Source organism: Roseibium album, from assembly GCF_965233825.1.
Taxonomy (GTDB): domain Bacteria; phylum Pseudomonadota; class Alphaproteobacteria; order Rhizobiales; family Stappiaceae; genus Roseibium; species Roseibium album.
In genome coordinates, this window is record NZ_OZ247583.1 from 2,879,034 (window position 1) to 2,897,447 (window position 18,414).

Consider the following 18,414-nt stretch of genomic DNA (forward strand, 5'->3'; position numbering starts at 1 on the left):
CGATCTGATGAACGAGATGGCGAACATTGAACAGGCGATTGAGATGACCGAAAGCAAGATTTCCGCCAGTAAGGTGCAGGTCTACTACGGTGATACGCACGCCATTAAAGACGTCGACATAGAAATTCAGCCGCGATCGGTTACATCGTTCATCGGGCCGTCCGGCTGCGGAAAGTCGACATTCCTGCGCACGATCAACCGGATGAACGACACGATTGACATATGCCGCGTAGAAGGCTCGATCAGGATTGACGGCGAAGACATTTATGATCCGAAAGTCGACCCCGTGCAGTTGCGCGCCAAGGTCGGAATGGTTTTCCAGAAGCCAAACCCTTTCCCGAAATCCATCTACGACAACATCGCTTATGGCCCACGGATCCACGGTCTTGCCCGGAACAAGGCGGAGCTCGACGATATTGTCTCGTCCAGTCTTCAAAAAGCCGGTCTTTGGGAAGAGGTGAAGAACCGTCTGGATGAGCCCGGTACCGGGATGTCCGGAGGTCAGCAGCAGCGTCTGTGTATTGCGCGAGCGATTGCCGTCAGTCCGGAAGTGATCCTGATGGACGAGCCGTGTTCGGCACTTGACCCGATCGCAACGGCTAAAGTCGAAGAACTGATCGACGAATTGCGCGAGAATTTCACCATCGTTATCGTGACACATTCCATGCAGCAGGCGGCCCGTGTTTCGCAGCGTACGGCATTTTTCCACCTTGGAATTCTGGTCGAGGAAGGTTCAACGCAGGACATCTTCACCAATCCGAAAGACAAGCGTACGCAGGACTATATCACCGGCCGCTTCGGCTAATCGAATTACCGAAATCTGAAGGGGACACAGGATGTCTGAACATACAGTCTCGGCATATGACGAAGAACTGACGGCAATGGCCGGAAAAGTCGCCGAGATGGGTGGCCTGGCGGAGCGCGCGTTTGCCGACGCGGTGTCCGCACTCGTCACACAGGATCACGAGCTGGCGAAATCGACGATTGAGAACGACGAACGTCTCGATGCCCTTCATCAGGAGGTCGAGATGAAACTCATCGAGATGATCGCACTTCGCCAGCCCATGGGGCAGGACCTACGTGAAATCACCGCTGCCAGCCGTATTGCGAACGATCTGGAACGTGTCGGCGACCTTGCCAAGAACGTCGCAAAGCGCGCCATTGCCATCGACAGCAATCTGAAATCAAAAAAACTTGCCATTGGTGTCGAGCACATGACCGAGCTCGCATTGGGTCAGTTGAAACAGGTCCTCGATGCCTATACGCGCCGCGACGCCGAGGCAGCCCGGCGGGTACAGGAAGCGGATGCAGAAGTCGATGCCATCTATACCTCCCTGTTCCGCGAGTTGCTCACCTACATGATGGAAGATCCGCGGGTCATCACCCAGTGCGTGCACCTGCTTTTCTGCGCCAAGAACATCGAGCGCATTGGCGACCATGCAACCAATATCGCCGAGAACGTCTACTACATGGTCACGGGTGACCGCCTTCCTGAAGACCGCGCAAAACTCGATGAAACAACCGGTGCCGTTTAGCCGTCGGAATTAGCGGGAAATACCCGGCCGGCGTCCTTTTGCCGGCCGACAATATCGGAGCGAGAATGAATGCCGAAGGTGCTTATCGTTGAAGACGAGGAACCGCTCAGCCTTCTTTTGAGATACAATTTGGAAGCAGAGGGATATCAGGTGGAATCCTGCATTCGCGGGGACGAAGCGGAAATCCGCCTGCGTGAAAGCCAGCCGGATCTTCTGCTGCTTGACTGGATGCTGCCGGGATTGTCGGGAATCGAACTTTGCCGGCGCTTGCGCGCCCGCGAAGACACCGAGCGCCTCCCGGTTATCATGCTGACGGCACGCGGCGAGGAGGCAGAACGGATCCGGGGCCTGTCCACGGGCGCAGACGACTATGTCGTTAAACCTTTCTCCGTCCCGGAATTGATGGCGCGTGTCAGGGCCATTCTGCGCCGGGCGAGTCCGGAAGTCGTTTCGACCATGCTCCGGTCCGGGGACATTGAACTGGACCGCGAAACTCACCGTGTGCGCCGGAATACCAGGGAAGTCCATCTGGGACCGACCGAATTCAGGCTTCTGGAGTTTCTCATGACATCGCCCGGCCGCGTTTTCTCCCGGGAACAACTTCTCGACGGTGTCTGGGGTCATGACGTCTATGTTGATGAACGCACGGTCGATGTTCATGTCGGGCGCCTGCGCAAGGCGCTCAACAAGGGCAAGGCCAAGGATCCGATCCGCACGGTCCGCGGTGCCGGTTACGCCTTCAATGACCAGTTCTCGGTCGCCGGCTGATCCGTTCCAGGACAGGCCCCTTCGGGCGAAGCTCCAATAATGAAAAAGCCCGCCGAATGGCGGGCTTTTTTTAAGACCGGTTCGATGTCTCACATCTTCGCCGTGATGAACTGACCGGGTTTGATGGTTACCTCGGGGACGATCGTCATTGGTGCCGAGCCCTTGATCTGCATGTCGATCTGGTAGCGTCCGGCTCCCAGGGGCATCGGTGGCCAGCGGTTGCTGGATGAACCGCTCCAGCTGATGCTGGCTTCCTTGCCCGAATCCAGGTTCTTGGCTGTCACCTTGATTTCACCCGGGATCTGGGTGTCGAACTTGATACCGGAGGTCAGTTTGGCGTCGACAAAGCCTTTTTCGGATACGGTTATTGTTCCGAAATCGGCTTCGCTGTGATTGTGCTCGGTCAACCTGAGCGCCAGATCATAAGTGCCCGGCGCCAGAAAAATCGGGCCCTGTCCGTCGAACTTGGTTTCGTTGCCGGCCGCATCCGTGACTTTGAGATAATAAATCTGGTCCCAGTCCGCGTTCCAGCTAAGGTTCAGCCCCTGGTCAAGCGCAATCTGAGTGAGCTTACCCTTGTCCAGCGAAATCCGACCCAGATTGACTTCCGCATGGTCATGCTCACTTTGGCGCACGATCAGAGTGTAGTCGCCAGGAGGAACCGGAACAGCGTCCCAGACCCAGTACCAGGCAGCAGGTTCCCGTTTGCGGAAACTGTTCTCAAGATCGCTGTCATTGGTGAGCAATTGCCAGTAATAGGGCTTGTCCTCGCCAGTGGGTGGCACGAGCTGAAGGCCGGTATCGATTGCTACCTCGGTCGTCTGTCCGGATGACACTGAGACCACCTCGGGAAGTGTCACTTCCTGGGCACCGTGTTCAAGATGTCTCCAGACCAGCTGATAGGCACCGGGCATCGCCGAGACGCTGTCTTCTGTGACCTTTGCAATCTCGTCGGCTGTTTCCGGGTTCGTTATCTTCCAGTACTTCGGCATTTTCACCCAGTCGGCGAGCTTCAGCTGGATCGTGCCGGGACCTGCAATCTGCAACTGAATTGTGTCGGCTGCCTCGGTGACTTCCGGTGCCTCAACAACGATGGTCTCCTGTGTGGCGATGCTTTCCGTAACTTGTGAAAGTGCCTCGACAAGACCTGATGTGTCGTTGGCCGGGAAGTAGGCGCCGCCGCCCTTTTCAGCCACGCATTGCAACTGCTTCTGTGCGTCTGCGTCCACACCATATCCGACAACATGGATCTTGAGGCCGGCATCGGATTTTTGCAATGCTTCGGCCAGAGCGCACGGATCGCCCTCGCAGGTTTCAATTCCGTCGCTGACCAGAACAATGGTCCTGTCGTCTTCCTGTCCCGTCAGCTTTTCTGCGGCAAGGCGCAAGGCTTCCGTAATCGGGGTCTTTCCGCGCGGAGACAAAGAATTGAGCTTGCCGCCGATCGCCGCCCCTCCCGCGGCGGAAATGGGATGAACCAGCTCGATGTCGGAGCAGTCTCCCTTGCGTCTGTGCCCGTAAGCAATCAGTCCTGCATTTACCGAAACCGGAAGCTTCGAGGTAACGCTGCTCAAGACTTCCCGCGCGACGGAAATCTTGGGGCGGCCGTCATCAAGACGTCCCCACATAGACCCGGAAGCGTCAAGGATAAACATGGAAGACGGATCAGCCAGGACTGGCGTACCAGTGGTCAAGCCGAATGCGAGAGCAGTAGATGCTGTAAGTATCTTAAGGCTTTTCATCCGATTCCTCTAAAATTCGTAGTTGGCTGGAAGGTCTATCAACCAGTCATTTAGAGAGAGAGTTGCGAAATAGTTACTTGAACTTTCTCTCGATCGGCCTCAGGTTAGAAGAGAACGGAAGTTTATCTGTAATATTGGTCACAATTCCGTATATCTACGGGAATATCTTGAAGGTATCGCTAAGTAAGGTAAACAAACAAAAAAGAGCGACTGTTTGGCAGGCTTTTAAATCTGATGGATCTGCTCTTGACCGACCGGGTGGAGCGCATATTCACTTGCTGTGTCGAAGCAAGAATAGTTGGCGTGCACTGAAAGGCCGTCCGAGTGCATTGGCGTTGGTATCGGTCGGCATGATACCAAGCTGACGCAATCGGTTCCGGCGCGGTGATTGTACTCACGCTGGAGCGCGGTCCCCGTCTGGGAAAATTGATGTCGTCAGCAGGCAGGCTCAGGCTCTGACTCCGGGTCGAGGTCCATGGCCTTGAGGGCCCGGTCCAGGCTGATGTTGTTACCGGTCAACAGCGTTGCTGCCGTTCTGCCATCGAGCGTGTCGACGCACTTGCGAAGGGCCGCGATCCCGGCCGCGGCTCCACCTTCAATCAGGCACTTCTCATGCGTAAGCGCGTATCTCATTGCGTCCACGATCTCTCGTTCCCGGACTTGTACAAATTCGTCAACGAGTTCGCGGCACATGGAAAATGTGTATTGATTATCGGTCGGAATCGGGCCGGGAAGAGCATCGGCTATCGACGGTTTTTCATCGACTTCGACAATCCGGCCCGCCTTGATGCTTTCCATCATCGCCGCACCGTGTTCCAGGGAAACACCGACAATTCTGATTTCCGGTTTCAGGCTTTTGAGTGCTTTGGCCACACCGGACATCAAGCCGCCGCCGCTGAGCTGAATGAAGACGATTTCAAGATCAGGCCGGTCTGCCAGCAGTTCCAGGCCGATCGTTCCCTGGCCAGCTATCACATGCGGATCGTCGAACGGAGAGATGAAGACGAGATTGTCCCGATCCGCAATGCGACGCGCTTCAGCATCCGCTTCATCCTGGTTCTCGCCGAACACGATCACCTCGGCTCCGAAGTCGTGAAGTCCCTTTACTTTTTCCGGTGGAACGATGTTGGTGACGCAAACAACAGCGCGGATGTTCAATAGCCTGGACATATAGGCGACGGCCCGACCGTGATTGCCGCTCGAAACGGTGATGACACCGCGCGATTTCTGTTGGCCATCCAGCGTGAGCAATCTGTTTGCCGCACCGCGCAGTTTGAATGCGCCCGTATCGTGCATCGTTTCCATCTTGAGCCAGATCGGGGCGTTCAAATCCCTCGACAGTCCATGCGACTTGCGCAAGGGCGTCGGCCGAACAAAGTCCGCAATGCGGTTCTGTGCGGCATGGATGTCTTCCAGCTCCACCATGTTTTCCCGTTTCTCCTGTCTCTGAAACCATTGCAGATTGAGTATTGACAAAATAATCTAAATTAGACAATTTGTCTAGAAATTCGATACGAGCCAGCCAAATCCGGGGCGTCGGCTCGTGGCGTTCTGGCAGAGAGAGACAGATGCGGCTGGTAAACAAGCAGGAAATTCTGGCGCAGATCGACGAATGCGCCGCGCTTGCGGAAATCGAAGAAGCTTTCAGAACCTTTGCGCGAGGGGAGGCCCAGGTCGCGCCGGTAACCCATCTCGCCTTTCCCAAGGCTGATGGCGAGTGCCATATAAAATGCGCGCATCTGGGGGATGACGAGGTTTTCACCGTCAAGCTGGCAACCGGATTTTACGGAAATCAGGAACTGGGTCTGTCTTCCAGCAATGGCTTCATGGCGGTTGTCTCCGCAGCAACGGGAATGCCGCTGGCGATCCTTCTGGACGAGGGCGCGCTCACGGACCTGCGCACGGCTCTGGCGGGTGTCATTGCGGTCCGTGTCGGGGCCCGGCGAGGGTCGACAACGCTTGGAGTTATCGGCACTGGCATTCAGTCACGTTTGCAGGCGATGCTGATCTGCAGGCAATTGGGATTCAGCCGGGTTGTCGTCTGGGGGCGTTCGCCGGACAAGGTCTCTGCCGTGGTCGAAGACCTGAAGGCGGAGATGAGTGATGTCAGCGTTTCGCAAGCGGATACCGTTGAGGCGCTCTGCGCGATTTCTGAGGTGATTGTCACGACGACCGCGTCCCGCGAAGCGATCGTCAAGTCCCCTGCTGTCAGGCCGGGTACGCATATCGTGGCGATGGGTGCGGATTCACCCGGCAAGCAGGAGCTGGAACCGGCGCTGTTTTCAAAAGCATCACACGTGGTTGTCGATTCCCTGGATCAATGCACCGAGCACGGCGAAACCGCCAACGCTTTGAAGACCGGCGACATTTCCAGGAGCCGGTTGACCCTTCTTGGCGAAGTGCTGCTTGAGGGGGGGCTCGACCGGGCGGAGGAAGATATCACGATAGTCGATCTCACCGGGGTCGCTGTTCAGGATGCAGCCATCGCAAGGTCCGTGTGGCGCAAGCTGAAACAGGCGGAACTGCAAAACCATTGAACAGGTTTTTTTCGGGTCTGGCCCTCGCGCATCAAAACGATACGGGTAACTACGAAATGTCAGCTGCAACAACGCGTTTGTCGGTTCAAAACCTTAGCAAATCATTCGGTTCGCTGCGCGTTCTCCACGACATCTCGCTTGCGGCCGATGAGGGTCAGGTGATCACGATTATTGGCTCCTCGGGTTCGGGCAAGAGCACGTTCCTACGATGCCTGAATTTGCTGGAGGTGCCTGATGGGGGGGCGATATCCCTGGACGGCAGTCCTGTCGCATATTCCAGCAATGCCCACGGTCTGAAGGTAACGAAGGAAGTGCGGGCTCTGCGAACGGCCTTGCCCATGGTGTTTCAGAGTTTCAATCTGTGGCGGCACATGAGTGTCCGCGACAATGTGGCGATCGCTCCGATCCATGTGCTGGGTAAGCCCCGCGCCGAAGCGAATGAGCGTGCACACGACCTGTTGGTGCGTGTCGGCCTCGGTGAACGAATGCACTTTTATCCGCATCAGTTGTCCGGCGGCCAGCAACAGCGTGCAGCGATCGCGCGTGCGCTGGCGATGGAGCCACGCGCGCTGCTGTTCGACGAACCGACATCCGCTCTTGATCCGGAACTGGTCGGAGAAGTTCTGAAGGTCATCGAGGAACTGGCCGCCGCAGGCAACACGATGCTGATGGTGACACACGAAATGGGTTTTGCTCGCAATGTTTCCGACCGGGTGATTTTCCTCGATCAGGGGCGGGTTGCGGAAAGCGGGACGCCTGAAGAGGTTTTTGACGCACCAAGAACCGAGCGCGCCGCTCAGTTTCTGGCGTCCGTAATGTGACTAGGAGGAGGAGTGAAATGAAGAGACTGGTAATCGCGGCAGCGCTTTCCGCATTTGCGGTTTTGCCTGCCGGCGCCGAGACATTGCGAATTGCAACAAGCGCTGACTATCCGCCCTGGGAATCTGTGAATTCTTCCGGTGAAATGCTGGGTTTCGATCTGGATGTCGGCAATGCCATCTGCGCAAGGATCGAGATGGAATGCGAATGGACCAACCAGGCGTATGACGGGCTTTTGCCGGCACTCGTTGCCGGGCAGTACGATCTGATCATGTCCGCGATATCCATCACCGAGGAACGGAAGAACAGCATCGATTTTTCGACCGCATATGCGCAGGCCCCGGCATCGTTCGGTACGCTCGGCGAGAGCTTTGGCGAGATTTCGGACAAATCCGGCCTGCAGGCCGCGATCGACGGCAAGGCGGTCGGCGTGCAGGGGTCGAGCATTTTCGAGCGGGTGGTTGCCGAACATTTCCCGACCGCCAACGTCAAGACCTATCAGCAGGCGGATCAGATCATCGCAGACCTGAAGACCGGCCGGATTGACGCCGCCGTGATGGAAGTTTCAGCCTGGGATGAATTCGGTGGCGCCGACAAGGACGCAAATTTGACCATGTTCGGTCCGTTGATGACCTATGCGGAGTATCCGCAACTCGGTGACGGGATCGGATTGGGGATCGGCAAGGGCAATGCCGAACTGAAGGCCAGGATAGACGAGGCGATTACCGAACTCCTGGCCGACGGCACGATCACCAAAGCCTCGGACAAGTGGTTCGGCTACGACGTTACGCCCTAAGTTCCGGCAAGATTTCGGATCTCAAGTATCGAAGAGGCAACGCACGATCCCGCGGATGCCTCTTCAAGAAAACAAGGGTCGCAGGGAATGCTTGAGCTGCTGTCATTTGGCAAATCCGGGTGGGGCGACGAGCTGTTGTCGGGCCTCGCAACCACCATGGCGCTTGCAGTTCTCGCATTTGGGGTGGGGCTGGTCTGCGGTCTGCTTCTCATGCTTTTCCGACGCCGGGGAACCATGGCCCGCTATATCACGGTCAGTTACGTTACGGTTTTTCGCGGCGTCCCGGAACTCCTTGTCCTATATCTCTTTTTCTTCGGAACAGGCACTGTCATTCAGTCCGTGGCATCCAGTCTGGGATACACCCAGCGTATCAACCTGAGCGGATTTGCACTCGGTGTGTTTGCCCTCGCCGTGATTGCGACCGCCTATGCTGCCGAAGCCTTTCGCGGAGCAGCCAGCAGTATTCCAAAGGGTCAGCTGGAAGCAGCTGATGCCTACGGTTTCGGGCCTGTCAAACGCTTCACCCTGATTGAGCTTCCCCAATTGCTGCGGGTCGCCTTGCCGGCGATGGGAAACATCTGGCTTGTCATGTTGAAGGACACGGCTCTTGTATCGATGACAGCCGTTGCGGAATTGATGCGCCAGGCAAGTGTCGCGGCCGGTGCCACTCACCGGCCCTTTACATTTTATGCCGTGGCAGCGCTGATCTATCTGTGTGTGTCCTTTCTCTCTGAACGGCTGTTCAAACGAGCTGAAGCCCGGTTTGCGCTCAAGGAAGCAAGCGCATGAATTGGGATCTTCTGCTCTCCTTTGTTCCGCAATTGGTGGCTGGTTTGCCCGTTACGTTGAGCATTCTGGTCTGCAGCCTGGCCATTGGACTTGTCCTGGGAGCACTGTTGTGCTGGGCAAGAATGCGTCGCGCACCTGTCATTGCCCAGGCCGCAGACTTTTATGTTCTGTTCTTCCGAGGCACACCGCTCCTGGTCCAACTTTTCGCGATTTACTATGGCCTGGGGCAATTCGAAGTCGTTCGCGACAGTTTTGCCTGGCCATTGCTCAGGGAAGCCTGGTTCTGTGCGGTTTTGGCGCTTGGATTGAACTCGGCCGCCTTTACCTCCGAAATCATGCGGGGAGGCATTATCGGCGTTGAGCGCGGACAGATCGAAGCCGCAGAAGCATATGGCTTTTCCCGGCTGCAGATCGCGCGGCTGGTTCTGGGGCCACAGGCAGTGCGTTTCGCCCTGCCGTCGTACAGCAACGAGACCATCCTCATGCTCAAGGGCACGGCACTGGCGAGCACCATTTCGATCATGGATCTCACCGGGATCGCCCGCAAACTGTCGGCGCTGCACTTTGCCCCCTTTGAATCCTTCATTGCGGCAGGAGGAATTTACCTCTTGCTGGCAATGGCTCTGACACTGTCCTATTCGGCGATTGAAAAGCGCCTTGCATGGGAACGAGAGAGGAAAACCAATGTTTCACCCGTTTGACGTTGAACAGTTTCTTTCTGAGCTGGAGCATGGCGTAAAGTACAACTACTCGGAAAGTGGCGTTCATCCCATGACACTCCGGGAGCTGGTCGACCTGGTCGGTCTGGACCCGGATGTTTTGTGGAACACGATGCTCGACTATCCGCAAGTGAACGGAAGTACGTTTCTTCGAGAGAAGATCTCGGCAATGTATCCGGGAACCAATGCCGACAACGTTCTTGTGACTGTTGGTGCCACTGAAGCCAACACGCTGATTGCCAATACGTTGCTTCAACCGGGCGACAGTATGGTTGCCTTCAGGCCCATCTATGAACAGTTGACCGGTGACGCGCGGAACCGGGGTGTGGATGTGCGCTATGTCGACATGGAAGCCGACAACGGCTGGGCGATAGACCCCGAAGCCGTCATGGCAGCTGTGGGCCCGACGACCAAGCTGATTCATGTCATCAATCCGAATAATCCGACAGGTCGTGTTTTGAGCAATCGTGAGCGCGAGGGTATCATTGCCGCTGCCGCCAGCGTGGGAGCATGGATCGTCGCGGATGAAGTCTATATCGGGACCGAGCGGGACACCGACGAGGCGACCCCCAGTTTCTGGGGAGCATATGACAAGGTAATGGTGCTCAACTCGACCAGCAAGGCCTATGGCTTGCCCGGCTTGCGTCTGGGCTGGCTGGTTGGTCCGGCCGATGCAATCACGGCTTGCTGGCGTCGGCACGAATATGCTTCGGTTGCCACAAGCACTGTTTCCATGAAGCTGGCTGAAGCAGCTCTTGCGGAACCCGCGCGCACTGCGCTCGTCGAGCGGGCGCGCCGTTTGATCAGGACCGGCTTTGAAACACTGACCGAGGCTCTGGCGGTTCATCACAACACCTTCACTGTGGCACCGCCGCATGCGTCGGCAATGTCCTTTGTGCGTTTCAATCTCCCGATCGATTCAGAAACATTGGCCATGCGGCTTGTGCGCGAACAGGATGTGCTTGTCATTCCCGGCAGCCGCTTCCACGTCGAAAACCATTTCAGGTTCAGCTCCGCATTGCCCGAGGCGCATCTCAAGGAGGGGCTCCGGCGGCTTAACCTGGTGGTCGAGGACGTACTGAAGTCCGCTTGAACCAATCGGAACGGCGGCAGGCCGCGCGATTTTCGGTGCGACGCTCCTGTGAAATTTCTGAAACACGGATCCACTCATGCTGACCACTTCCCTCGACCTGGACAAGGACGGCGTTCAAAAAGGTTACATCGATGTTCCCGTTTCGCTGGATCTGAGTGCCTGGTCCAACCAGCGTGTGCCGATTTACAGTTTCAAGAACGGGCAAGGCCCGTCTCTCCTGTTGCTCGGGGGCGCGCACGGAGACGAATTCGAAGCACCTGTCGTCTTGTCGAACCTTGCCAATGGCGGGATCGATGCGGCGAATATCCACGGACAAGTCATAATCGTTCCGGCATTGAATCTACCTGCTGTGATGAACGGGTCGCGGTTGTCGCCACTCGATGGCGGCAACATGAACAGGGCCTTTCCGGGAAACCCGCGCGGCTCGGCAACGGAACGCATTGCTGACTTCGTGAGCCGTGAATTGATTTCCAGGGCTGACGTGGTGCTCGATCTGCATTCAGGTGGCCGATCGCTCAGGTTCCTGCCGTCAACAATTGTGCCGATGCAGACTACGGAAACCGCGACCGGTGAAATCCGTGCACTTGCTGCAGCGTTTGATGCCCCGCTCACGGTCATCCTGCGAGAGCCGCAGGTGGAAACTATGATCGATACCGAGGTGGAACGGCAGGGCAAACGGATATTGGCCACAGAACTCGGCGGGTCGGGAACGCTGTCGCAAGAGACACTGCTTGTGACACGAAAGGGTATTGACGGTGTGATGCGGCACATGGGGCTGATGGCGAGCCCGGACAACTGCGATACAACGCAGTGTTCAAAAACGGTGCTCGTCGACGGTTTTCATCACTATGTATACGCCGACGATGCGGGCATTTTCGAGCCTCTAGCCGGACTGGGAGATCGCGTTCGGGAAGGTGATGCCGTCGGCAGACTTCATCTGGTCGACAGGGCCGAGACTGCGCCTGTGGCGGTGAAGGCGCGAACCACCGGATTTCTGTTCTGTACAGCAGGTCAGGGGCTTGTCCGCCGGGGCGATTGCATAAGTGTCATCGGCCATCCGGTTGACTGACACTTTGCCTGCAGGCAAGGCTGGGATAAGAATATTGCAAAATTACTGTGTTTTCAGAGGCATTGAATGAGCCAGGACGCATTGGTGGAACGCACCGCAGTTCCGATCGCGGAAGCGCTGTCGAAACTGCTGGGGTCGAATGTCGAGATCGTCATCCACTCGCTGGCAACCGAAACGGTAGCTTATATCTGCAATCCCTATTCGAAGCGGCAGATAGGTGATCCGTCCTATCTCTCCGAACTGGATTTTCGAGAAGATGATGACCGGGACGTCATCGGCCCGCATGAGCGCGTCAACTGGGATGGCCGCGTTGTGCGCACCATAAGTGCTGTCTTGAGAGGCGATGACGGCAAGCCCTTTGCCTTGACATGTTTTAATTATGACCTGTCCGATATCATGGCGGCCCAAAATGCGATCACGGCCCTGATCGGTGCGCCGGTAAGCACCGGAGAGCCGGACGCCCTGTTCAAGAACGATTGGCATGAGAAGATGAACAGGTTCATCGTCGATTGGTGTCGCGACAAGAACAAGAACGTTGACGCCCTGGCGAAGGAAGATCGCCTTGAATTGCTTGGTGAGATTGTTCGCACGGACGGCTTGCGCGAAAAGCATGCAGCTTCTTATGTTGCGCGTGTCCTCAATGTCAGCCGCGCGACGATTTACAACGATATCAAGGTGATCCGTTAGGTTGATCTGAATTTCGATTGCGAGTTCGCAAGACATGAAAAACCCGCCATCGAGGCGGGCATTTTCGTTTTGATTAGCTGATCAGGATGCCCGGGCGATGGACTTGCGTTCGCGCCGCCGGTCCGCGACGGGTTGATAGGCAATCTTGCAGTGATGCGCGCAATAGGGAACGCCCGCATCGGACTGACGGCCACAGAAATAGAAGTCGTCGGTTGCGGGATCTCCGATCGGCCATTTGCACGTCCGCTCAGTCAGCGTGAGAATGGAAGCGCGCTGGGAGATTGGAACAACGAGTTCAGGAAGGCGCTCCAGATTGGGTTTGACCGCAACGACCGGTGCCTGATCGATATCTGCCTTCAGAGCGGTCGCGCCGATTGACTGTGGTTGCTGCGGAGCCCTCTTTGGCGAACTGCCCGGTGAAGCCGTGGAGGTCCGGGGGCGACGAGGTTTGGCACTTGAATTGGACGTTTTCGCACGTCCGGAAAGTCCGAGCCGGTGAACCTTGCCGATCACGGCATTCCGGGTCACACCACCAAGTTCACCTGCAATCTGGCTTGCACTCAGGCCGTCGCTCCAAAGTTTCTTGAGCAGTTCAACCCGTTCGTTCGTCCAACTCATTGCCCGCACCCTTCAGCTTGGCTTTTGCAGCCATTAACCCCGTGTTAAGCATGCATATGCATGCCCAGCGATGGCATATCTAGTGCCTCTGATTGATTTGCCTCACGAGATATCGTGTTTGATGGAGCAGAGGTTACAATAACGTTAATTTGTCAGGCAACCGCTTCACCCAAACCAGTTGGGGAAGAAACGACTTTTCCCCAGTTATGGTAAGGCCTTCGAGAAATTTATGAATTCCCGATTGGAAGCCCCGGTGCAGCAGTACCATTGACAGATAACGGTGCTGACGGTGTATAAGGTTTCCGCTGCGTGCCGCCTCATCGGGGCGGCACGTTGCGTTTTTGGCTCATCTGCACCTGTGAGACATGCCGGCATGAGATGGAAATTTCACCGGGTGGACGAGCTGTTCCGGACCAGTGAATGTTCAGGTCGAAATTGATGACATTCATGACTGGTCATTGTCACAACGTTGGAAGCATCTGGTTCGCATTGCAACGAATGCAGACTGCTCTAGGGAGTTGAAAGAGGTTATGTCCGCGACTGCGCTTTTCGGAAATTACGCAAGATCGAACCTGAGTTTCGATCACGGGGAAGGTGTCTGGCTTGTTACCAAGGACGGCCGACGATTTCTCGATTGCGGTTCCGGCATTGCAGTGAATTCCTGCGGGCACAGTCATCCCCATCTTGTAAAGGCGTTGCAGGAGCAGGCAGCGAAACTCTGGCACATTTCCAACCTGCATCAGATGCCGGAAGGTGAACGCCTGGCACAGCGACTGGTCGACAACACCTTTGCAGACAAGGTGCTTTTCGTGAATTCCGGCGCCGAGGCGATGGAAGCCGCCATCAAGTGCGCGCGTCGCTACCAGTATGACAACGGTCAGCCGGACAGGTTCCATATTATAACATTCGAGGGGGCCTTTCACGGTCGTACGCTCGGGACTATCGCGGCAGGTGGCCAGGCCAAATACATGGAAGGTTTCGGCCCGAAAGCACCAGGTTTCGACCAGGTGCCGTCGGGCGACCTGGAGGCTTTGAAAGCGGTGATCGGTCCGCAGACGGCTGCGATCGCGATCGAACCCATTCAGGGTGAGGGCGGCATCAAGGAGATGCAGCCTGAGTTTCTGCGTGCGCTGCGCCAGTTGTGCGACGACAATGGTTTGCTGCTCATATTTGATGAAATCCAGACTGGTGTCGGACGCACAGGCAAGCTGTTTGCCTATGAATGGTCCGGTGTCGCTCCGGACCTGATGGCTGTGGCGAAGGGGATCGGCGGAGGATTCCCGGTCGGGGCCTGTCTGGCGACCGCGGAAACCGCGGCGGCTCTTGCACCGGGAACGCACGGAACGACATTTGGCGGCAATCCGCTTGCAATGGCGGTTGGTAACGCGGTGCTCGATGTCATCCTGGCAGACGGCTTTTTGCAGGACGTGCAGAAAAAAGGGCTGAATTTCAAGCAGAAGCTTGCGGGCCTTGTCGACAGCCATCCCAAGGTCCTTGAGCTTGTCCGCGGGTCAGGTCTGATGATGGGGTTGAAGTGCGTCGTGCCGGCGGGAGACTATGTCGCCGCGGCACGCGATGCCGGGCTTCTCGCGGTGCCGGCCGGTGACAATACCGTGCGCATCATGCCGCCACTTACAATGACCGAAGACGAAATCGCGGCCGCGGTGGAGCGCCTTGAACAGGCTGCCCAGGCGGTTGAAGCAAAGCTTGTGGAAGGAGCGGCCGAATGACCGCGAACGGAGCTTATAGAAATTTTCTGGATCTCACCGATTTCGAAGGTGACGACCTTCGCGGCATTCTGGATATCGCCCGAAAGATAAAGGCATCCCGCGATGGTGTCCGCCGGGGCGAGGGACCGCTTGCCGGCAAGGTGCTGGCCATGATTTTCGAACAACCGTCCACACGTACGCGTATATCGTTCGATGTCGGCATGCGTGAACTCGGCGGCGAGACGCTCATGCTGACGGGTACGGAGATGCAGCTTGGCCGTGGCGAAACCATTGCGGACACCGCACGGGTCCTGTCCCGTTTTGTCGACGCCATCATGATCCGCATCCTGGACCACAACGAATTGAACGAGCTCGCAGAACACGCGACCGTTCCCGTCATCAATGGCCTGACCAAGATTTCGCATCCTTGCCAGATCATGGCCGACCTGATGACGTTCGAAGAACATCGTGGATCGATCCGTGGAAAGAGCGTCGCCTGGACCGGGGACAGCAACAATGTGCTCGCATCCTGGGTTCATGCAGCACCTCGCCTCGACTTCGAGTTGCGCATCGCCACACCGGGGGAATTGGCACCGCCGCAGGAACTGATTGAAGCAGCACGCGCCAAGGGTGGTTCCATTCAGGTGACCTCGGACCCATATGAGGCGGTCAAGGGAACCGACTGCGTTGTGACGGATTGCTGGGTATCCATGGGAGACGACGATGCGGAATCGCGTCACAATCTCCTGGGAGCCTATCAGGTGAACGAGCGTCTCATGGCTGAAGCAAACAGCGAAGCTCTGTTCATGCACTGTCTGCCGGCACATCGCGGCGAGGAAGTGACTTCCGAAGTCATGGACGGTCCCAATTCTGTGGTGTTTGATGAAGCCGAAAACAGGCTCCATGCCCAGAAGGGCATTCTGGCCTGGTGTTTCGGCAGGGATTGAGGCAAGGCCGACGTGGCACTGAATCTTGAGGAACTGGGTATTGCACCCGCAGGGCTGGACGCTGTCCGGCCCTTTGCCGTCGAAGGTCTGGACGTGCGCGGCCGCTCGGTCGCGTTCGGTCCGGTTCTGCAAAGCATCCTGGAACGGCATGACTATCCAGAGCCGGTTTCGCGCCTGCTGGCCGAAGCGATTGTTCTGGCGAGCTTGCTCGGGACATCCCTGAAATTCGATGGCCGGTTCACACTGCAGACCCAGACCCAGGGACCAGTGTCGATGCTGGTTGTTGACTTTGCGTCTCCCGATGCGATACGCGCTTGCGCCACATTCGATACCGGGCGTGTCGAAGCGCTGGTGAAGGCCGGCAAGGCAACACCGGAAGCACTGCTTGGTCACGGCCATCTTGCCATGACAATCGACCAGGGCCAGCACATGCAGCGCTATCAGGGGCTGGTGGAGCTGGACGGGATTTCGCTGGAAGAGGTTGCACGGCGCTATTTTGACCGGTCCGAGCAGATCCCGACGGAAGTCCGGCTCGGTGTCGGCGAGCTCTACACCCGCAACGAAGGTGAGGGCCACTCCAAAACCTGGACCGCGGGCGGCATTCTCATTCAGTTCCTGCCGGAGGCGCCGGAGCGATTGAGGCAGGCGGATATTGACCCTGGAGATGCCCCGGAAGGGACACAGCTGCACGAAATGGAGGAGGACGATGCCTGGGTGGAAGCCAAGGCGCTCGTCGACACCGTGCAGGACGTTGAGCTGACCGACCCGGAAGTCAGCGTCGAAATGCTGTTGTTCCGCCTCTTCCACGAACGCGGCGTCCGTTTGTTCGATCCGCAGCCGTTGTCGGACAAGTGCCGTTGCTCCAGGGAAAAGATCGAAGGTGTCCTGTCAGGCTTCAGCGTCGAGGAAAAAGACGAAATGACCGTTGATGGCCGGATCGTCGTGACTTGCGAGTTTTGTAACGCGAAGTACGAATTCGACGGCTGAAGACCGCGGTTCGTTTGCAATCATGGACAGTCGGACACACTTCGTTACAATTTTGCGGGTGCCAATTTTCCTGCTTAGGCGTATTCGGGTCTTGAATTTTGCACTGCGAATAAAATCTATTTGCATGCGTGATAGTATTTAACCCGATCAGAACGAAGAAGCTCCGGTGCGCCGATAATGTTGCAATCCTTGCCTCAGGAATCCGGAAATGAACCGGCTTCCGAAATCCTCCCGCCTTCCGACCCGCAGCCAGGCGGTAGCTGGCGGCGCACCTTGCTCGTTCTCAAGGCGCTGCTTCAGGCACTGATTGCCTTCGCGATACTGATCGGTGCGTTCATGGGCATGAACACCCTGGTCGCGACAAAGCCGGATGTTCCCAAGCGCCCGATTCAGGAACGAAGCTATGCCGTTGAAACCGTCACCGTGGCGCAGGGCGATTTTGCGCCGGACATCAACGTGTTCGGTGAAACCACGGCTGGGCGTGAGGTCGAATTGCGCGCCCTTGTCGGCGGCGAGGTTGTCGGTGTCCATCCAAATCTGAAGGCGGGTGGCCATGTTTCGGAAGGGGATGTGCTTGTCGCCATTGACCGCTTTGACTATGAAGGCGCCGTGACCGAAGCGGAAGCCAATCTTGCAGAAGCAAATGCAGGGCTTGTGGAAAGTGAAGGCCGGGTCGAACTTGAAAGGGCAAACGTGCTTCGCGCCCGCGAACAGCTGGAATTTGCTCAAAGAGACCTGAAGCGCGCTGAAGAACTGGTCGATCGTGGCGCGGTCACGGAACGAACGGTCGATGACCGCAAGCTGCTGGTGTCACAACGCCAGCAGTCGGTCGAGCAGACCCAGAACACGCTTGCGCTCGAAGAAGCAAAGGTGGTGCAGCAAAAGGCTACGGTCAAACGTCTCGAGTGGCGCCTCGAAAATGCCATGCGGCAACTGGACAACACCATCCTGAGCGCCCCATTCGATGCGATTGTGCGCACGGAAGCAGCCGAACCGGGACGACTTGTCAGTGTCAATGATGCTGTCGTTGCGCTTTACAGCAGCGACGAATTCGAAGTCCGCTTCACCCTTTCCGACAATCAGTATGGACGCCTGCTTGCCGAGAGCGGCACTGTGGTGGATCGCCCGGTTGAAGTGATCTGGTACCTCGGCAATGCGGCGGTTACCTATCCCGCAACCGTGAGCCGGATCGGCGCCGATGTCGCCAGCACACGTGGTGGTGTGGATCTCATTGCAACGATCGACAGCGCAAACGCGACCGTGCCGCTTCGCCCGGGTGCATTTGTAGAGATCTCGTTACCGGATCAGACGTATCGGGACAGTTTTCGGATTCCCGAGACAGCCTATTACGGTGAAGGCACGGTCTATGTGATTGAAGACGGAAGGCTCAGGCCGCGCCAGGTCGATGCGCTGGCGATTGATGACGGCTTCATACTGGTCAGCGGTGATCTTCAGTCCGGTGAAACCTTGCTGACGACACGCATTCCCGAAGCCGGCTCCGGCCTGCTTGTGAATGACGTCGCGAAGCAGCCAGAAGGATCTCAGGACGGTGCTCCTCAGACGGCGAACAACCGCAAATCCGAGACCGAGTAACGGAAG

At 57.0% G+C, this 18,414-nt stretch carries 18 protein-coding genes; 15 read left to right on the forward strand and 3 right to left on the reverse strand.

Going from position 1 to position 18,414, the window contains the following annotated elements:
* The first annotated feature begins 7 nt into the window (after window positions 1-7).
* The 3 genes from pstB to phoB all read left to right on the forward strand — a co-directional run bounded on the left by pstB (window position 8) and on the right by phoB (window position 2,303).
* On the forward strand, window positions 8-805 hold the full coding sequence (gene pstB, locus ACO6TI_RS13355) for a phosphate ABC transporter ATP-binding protein PstB (protein ID WP_104703439.1): 798 nt from the start codon (window positions 8-10) through the stop codon (window positions 803-805).
* A gap of 31 nt (window positions 806-836) precedes the next feature.
* The gene (phoU, locus tag ACO6TI_RS13360; protein ID WP_055111436.1) at window positions 837-1,535 is read left to right on the forward strand and encodes a phosphate signaling complex protein PhoU; all 699 of its coding nucleotides are present in this window, start codon (window positions 837-839) and stop codon (window positions 1,533-1,535) included.
* Window positions 1,536-1,604: 69 nt separating this feature from the next.
* Window positions 1,605-2,303, forward strand: a complete 699-nt coding sequence (phoB, locus tag ACO6TI_RS13365) for a phosphate regulon transcriptional regulator PhoB (protein WP_029063894.1) — start codon at window positions 1,605-1,607, stop codon at window positions 2,301-2,303.
* Between the two features lie 89 nt (window positions 2,304-2,392).
* Here the strand turns inward: phoB and ACO6TI_RS13370 are convergent, their stop codons facing one another.
* Together ACO6TI_RS13370 and ACO6TI_RS13375 are read right to left on the reverse strand one after the other, a co-directional pair.
* Window positions 2,393-4,045, reverse strand: coding sequence for a vWA domain-containing protein (locus ACO6TI_RS13370; RefSeq protein WP_422385087.1), 1,653 nt, complete (start codon window positions 4,043-4,045; stop codon window positions 2,393-2,395).
* A gap of 435 nt (window positions 4,046-4,480) precedes the next feature.
* A complete protein-coding gene (locus ACO6TI_RS13375) occupies window positions 4,481-5,470 on the reverse strand; it encodes a threonine ammonia-lyase (RefSeq protein WP_055111440.1) in 990 nt (329 codons plus the stop codon).
* A gap of 143 nt (window positions 5,471-5,613) precedes the next feature.
* Here ACO6TI_RS13375 and ACO6TI_RS13380 point away from each other — a divergent pair, with 143 nt between their 5' ends.
* The 8 genes from ACO6TI_RS13380 (at window position 5,614) to ACO6TI_RS13415 (ending at window position 12,554) form a co-directional block, all read left to right on the forward strand.
* The gene (locus tag ACO6TI_RS13380; protein WP_055111442.1) at window positions 5,614-6,582 is read left to right on the forward strand and encodes a hypothetical protein; all 969 of its coding nucleotides are present in this window, start codon (window positions 5,614-5,616) and stop codon (window positions 6,580-6,582) included.
* A gap of 56 nt (window positions 6,583-6,638) precedes the next feature.
* Window positions 6,639-7,403, forward strand: coding sequence for an amino acid ABC transporter ATP-binding protein (locus ACO6TI_RS13385; RefSeq protein WP_350185423.1), 765 nt, complete (start codon window positions 6,639-6,641; stop codon window positions 7,401-7,403).
* Window positions 7,404-7,420: 17 nt separating this feature from the next.
* Window positions 7,421-8,197 carry a transporter substrate-binding domain-containing protein gene (locus ACO6TI_RS13390; RefSeq protein WP_422385088.1) on the forward strand — a complete coding sequence of 259 codons (777 nt, stop codon included), beginning with the start codon at window positions 7,421-7,423 and terminating at the stop codon, window positions 8,195-8,197.
* A gap of 87 nt (window positions 8,198-8,284) precedes the next feature.
* Window positions 8,285-8,986 carry an ABC transporter permease subunit gene (locus tag ACO6TI_RS13395; RefSeq protein ID WP_196890960.1) on the forward strand — a complete coding sequence of 234 codons (702 nt, stop codon included), beginning with the start codon at window positions 8,285-8,287 and terminating at the stop codon, window positions 8,984-8,986.
* Window positions 8,983-9,687: an ABC transporter permease gene (locus ACO6TI_RS13400; protein ID WP_348316782.1), complete on the forward strand. Its 705-nt coding sequence runs from the start codon at window positions 8,983-8,985 to the stop codon at window positions 9,685-9,687. Before ACO6TI_RS13395 ends, ACO6TI_RS13400 begins: the two co-directional genes overlap by 4 nt.
* Window positions 9,671-10,798: an aminotransferase class I/II-fold pyridoxal phosphate-dependent enzyme gene (locus ACO6TI_RS13405; RefSeq protein WP_350185425.1), complete on the forward strand. Its 1,128-nt coding sequence runs from the start codon at window positions 9,671-9,673 to the stop codon at window positions 10,796-10,798. The genes ACO6TI_RS13400 and ACO6TI_RS13405 overlap by 17 nt, the downstream gene beginning before the upstream one ends.
* Before the next feature lie 76 nt (window positions 10,799-10,874).
* A complete protein-coding gene (locus ACO6TI_RS13410; protein ID WP_422385089.1) occupies window positions 10,875-11,867 on the forward strand; it encodes an N-alpha-acetyl diaminobutyric acid deacetylase DoeB in 993 nt (330 codons plus the stop codon).
* A gap of 66 nt (window positions 11,868-11,933) precedes the next feature.
* A complete protein-coding gene (locus ACO6TI_RS13415) occupies window positions 11,934-12,554 on the forward strand; it encodes a helix-turn-helix transcriptional regulator (protein ID WP_055111454.1) in 621 nt (206 codons plus the stop codon).
* An 81-nt stretch (window positions 12,555-12,635) separates the two neighbouring features.
* Here ACO6TI_RS13415 and ACO6TI_RS13420 read toward each other — a convergent pair whose 3' ends face one another.
* The gene (locus ACO6TI_RS13420; RefSeq protein WP_104703431.1) at window positions 12,636-13,172 is read right to left on the reverse strand and encodes a GcrA family cell cycle regulator; all 537 of its coding nucleotides are present in this window, start codon (window positions 13,170-13,172) and stop codon (window positions 12,636-12,638) included.
* A gap of 530 nt (window positions 13,173-13,702) precedes the next feature.
* Between ACO6TI_RS13420 and ACO6TI_RS13425 the strand changes: the two genes are divergently transcribed.
* From ACO6TI_RS13425 to ACO6TI_RS13440, 4 genes are all read left to right on the forward strand, one after another.
* Entirely contained in the window at window positions 13,703-14,902 is a 1,200-nt protein-coding gene (locus ACO6TI_RS13425; RefSeq protein ID WP_422385090.1) for an aspartate aminotransferase family protein, read from the forward strand.
* On the forward strand, window positions 14,899-15,828 hold the full coding sequence (argF, locus tag ACO6TI_RS13430) for an ornithine carbamoyltransferase (RefSeq protein WP_055111460.1): 930 nt from the start codon (window positions 14,899-14,901) through the stop codon (window positions 15,826-15,828). The genes ACO6TI_RS13425 and argF overlap by 4 nt, the downstream gene beginning before the upstream one ends.
* A 12-nt stretch (window positions 15,829-15,840) precedes the next feature.
* Window positions 15,841-16,815 carry an Hsp33 family molecular chaperone gene (locus ACO6TI_RS13435; RefSeq protein ID WP_422385091.1) on the forward strand — a complete coding sequence of 325 codons (975 nt, stop codon included), beginning with the start codon at window positions 15,841-15,843 and terminating at the stop codon, window positions 16,813-16,815.
* Between the two features lie 177 nt (window positions 16,816-16,992).
* The gene (locus ACO6TI_RS13440) at window positions 16,993-18,408 is read left to right on the forward strand and encodes an efflux RND transporter periplasmic adaptor subunit (protein WP_422385092.1); all 1,416 of its coding nucleotides are present in this window, start codon (window positions 16,993-16,995) and stop codon (window positions 18,406-18,408) included.
* Window positions 18,409-18,414: the final 6 nt, after the last annotated feature.

Bases quoted from the DNA above. Each gene is read 5' to 3' on its own strand.
- pstB (WP_104703439.1), top strand. From the start codon at position 8: ATGAACGAGATGGCGAACATTGAACAGGCGATTGAGATGACCGAAAGC.
- phoU (WP_055111436.1), top strand. From the start codon at position 837: ATGTCTGAACATACAGTCTCGGCATATGACGAAGAACTGACGGCAATG.
- phoB (WP_029063894.1), top strand. From the start codon at position 1,605: ATGCCGAAGGTGCTTATCGTTGAAGACGAGGAACCGCTCAGCCTTCTT.
- ACO6TI_RS13370 (WP_422385087.1), bottom strand. From the start codon at position 4,045: ATGAAAAGCCTTAAGATACTTACAGCATCTACTGCTCTCGCATTCGGC.
- ACO6TI_RS13375 (WP_055111440.1), bottom strand. From the start codon at position 5,470: ATGGTGGAGCTGGAAGACATCCATGCCGCACAGAACCGCATTGCGGAC.
- ACO6TI_RS13380 (WP_055111442.1), top strand. From the start codon at position 5,614: ATGCGGCTGGTAAACAAGCAGGAAATTCTGGCGCAGATCGACGAATGC.
- ACO6TI_RS13385 (WP_350185423.1), top strand. From the start codon at position 6,639: ATGTCAGCTGCAACAACGCGTTTGTCGGTTCAAAACCTTAGCAAATCA.
- ACO6TI_RS13390 (WP_422385088.1), top strand. From the start codon at position 7,421: ATGAAGAGACTGGTAATCGCGGCAGCGCTTTCCGCATTTGCGGTTTTG.
- ACO6TI_RS13395 (WP_196890960.1), top strand. From the start codon at position 8,285: ATGCTTGAGCTGCTGTCATTTGGCAAATCCGGGTGGGGCGACGAGCTG.
- ACO6TI_RS13400 (WP_348316782.1), top strand. From the start codon at position 8,983: ATGAATTGGGATCTTCTGCTCTCCTTTGTTCCGCAATTGGTGGCTGGT.
- ACO6TI_RS13405 (WP_350185425.1), top strand. From the start codon at position 9,671: ATGTTTCACCCGTTTGACGTTGAACAGTTTCTTTCTGAGCTGGAGCAT.
- ACO6TI_RS13410 (WP_422385089.1), top strand. From the start codon at position 10,875: ATGCTGACCACTTCCCTCGACCTGGACAAGGACGGCGTTCAAAAAGGT.
- ACO6TI_RS13415 (WP_055111454.1), top strand. From the start codon at position 11,934: ATGAGCCAGGACGCATTGGTGGAACGCACCGCAGTTCCGATCGCGGAA.
- ACO6TI_RS13420 (WP_104703431.1), bottom strand. From the start codon at position 13,172: ATGAGTTGGACGAACGAACGGGTTGAACTGCTCAAGAAACTTTGGAGC.
- ACO6TI_RS13425 (WP_422385090.1), top strand. From the start codon at position 13,703: ATGTCCGCGACTGCGCTTTTCGGAAATTACGCAAGATCGAACCTGAGT.
- argF (WP_055111460.1), top strand. From the start codon at position 14,899: ATGACCGCGAACGGAGCTTATAGAAATTTTCTGGATCTCACCGATTTC.
- ACO6TI_RS13440 (WP_422385092.1), top strand. From the start codon at position 16,993: ATGTTGCAATCCTTGCCTCAGGAATCCGGAAATGAACCGGCTTCCGAA.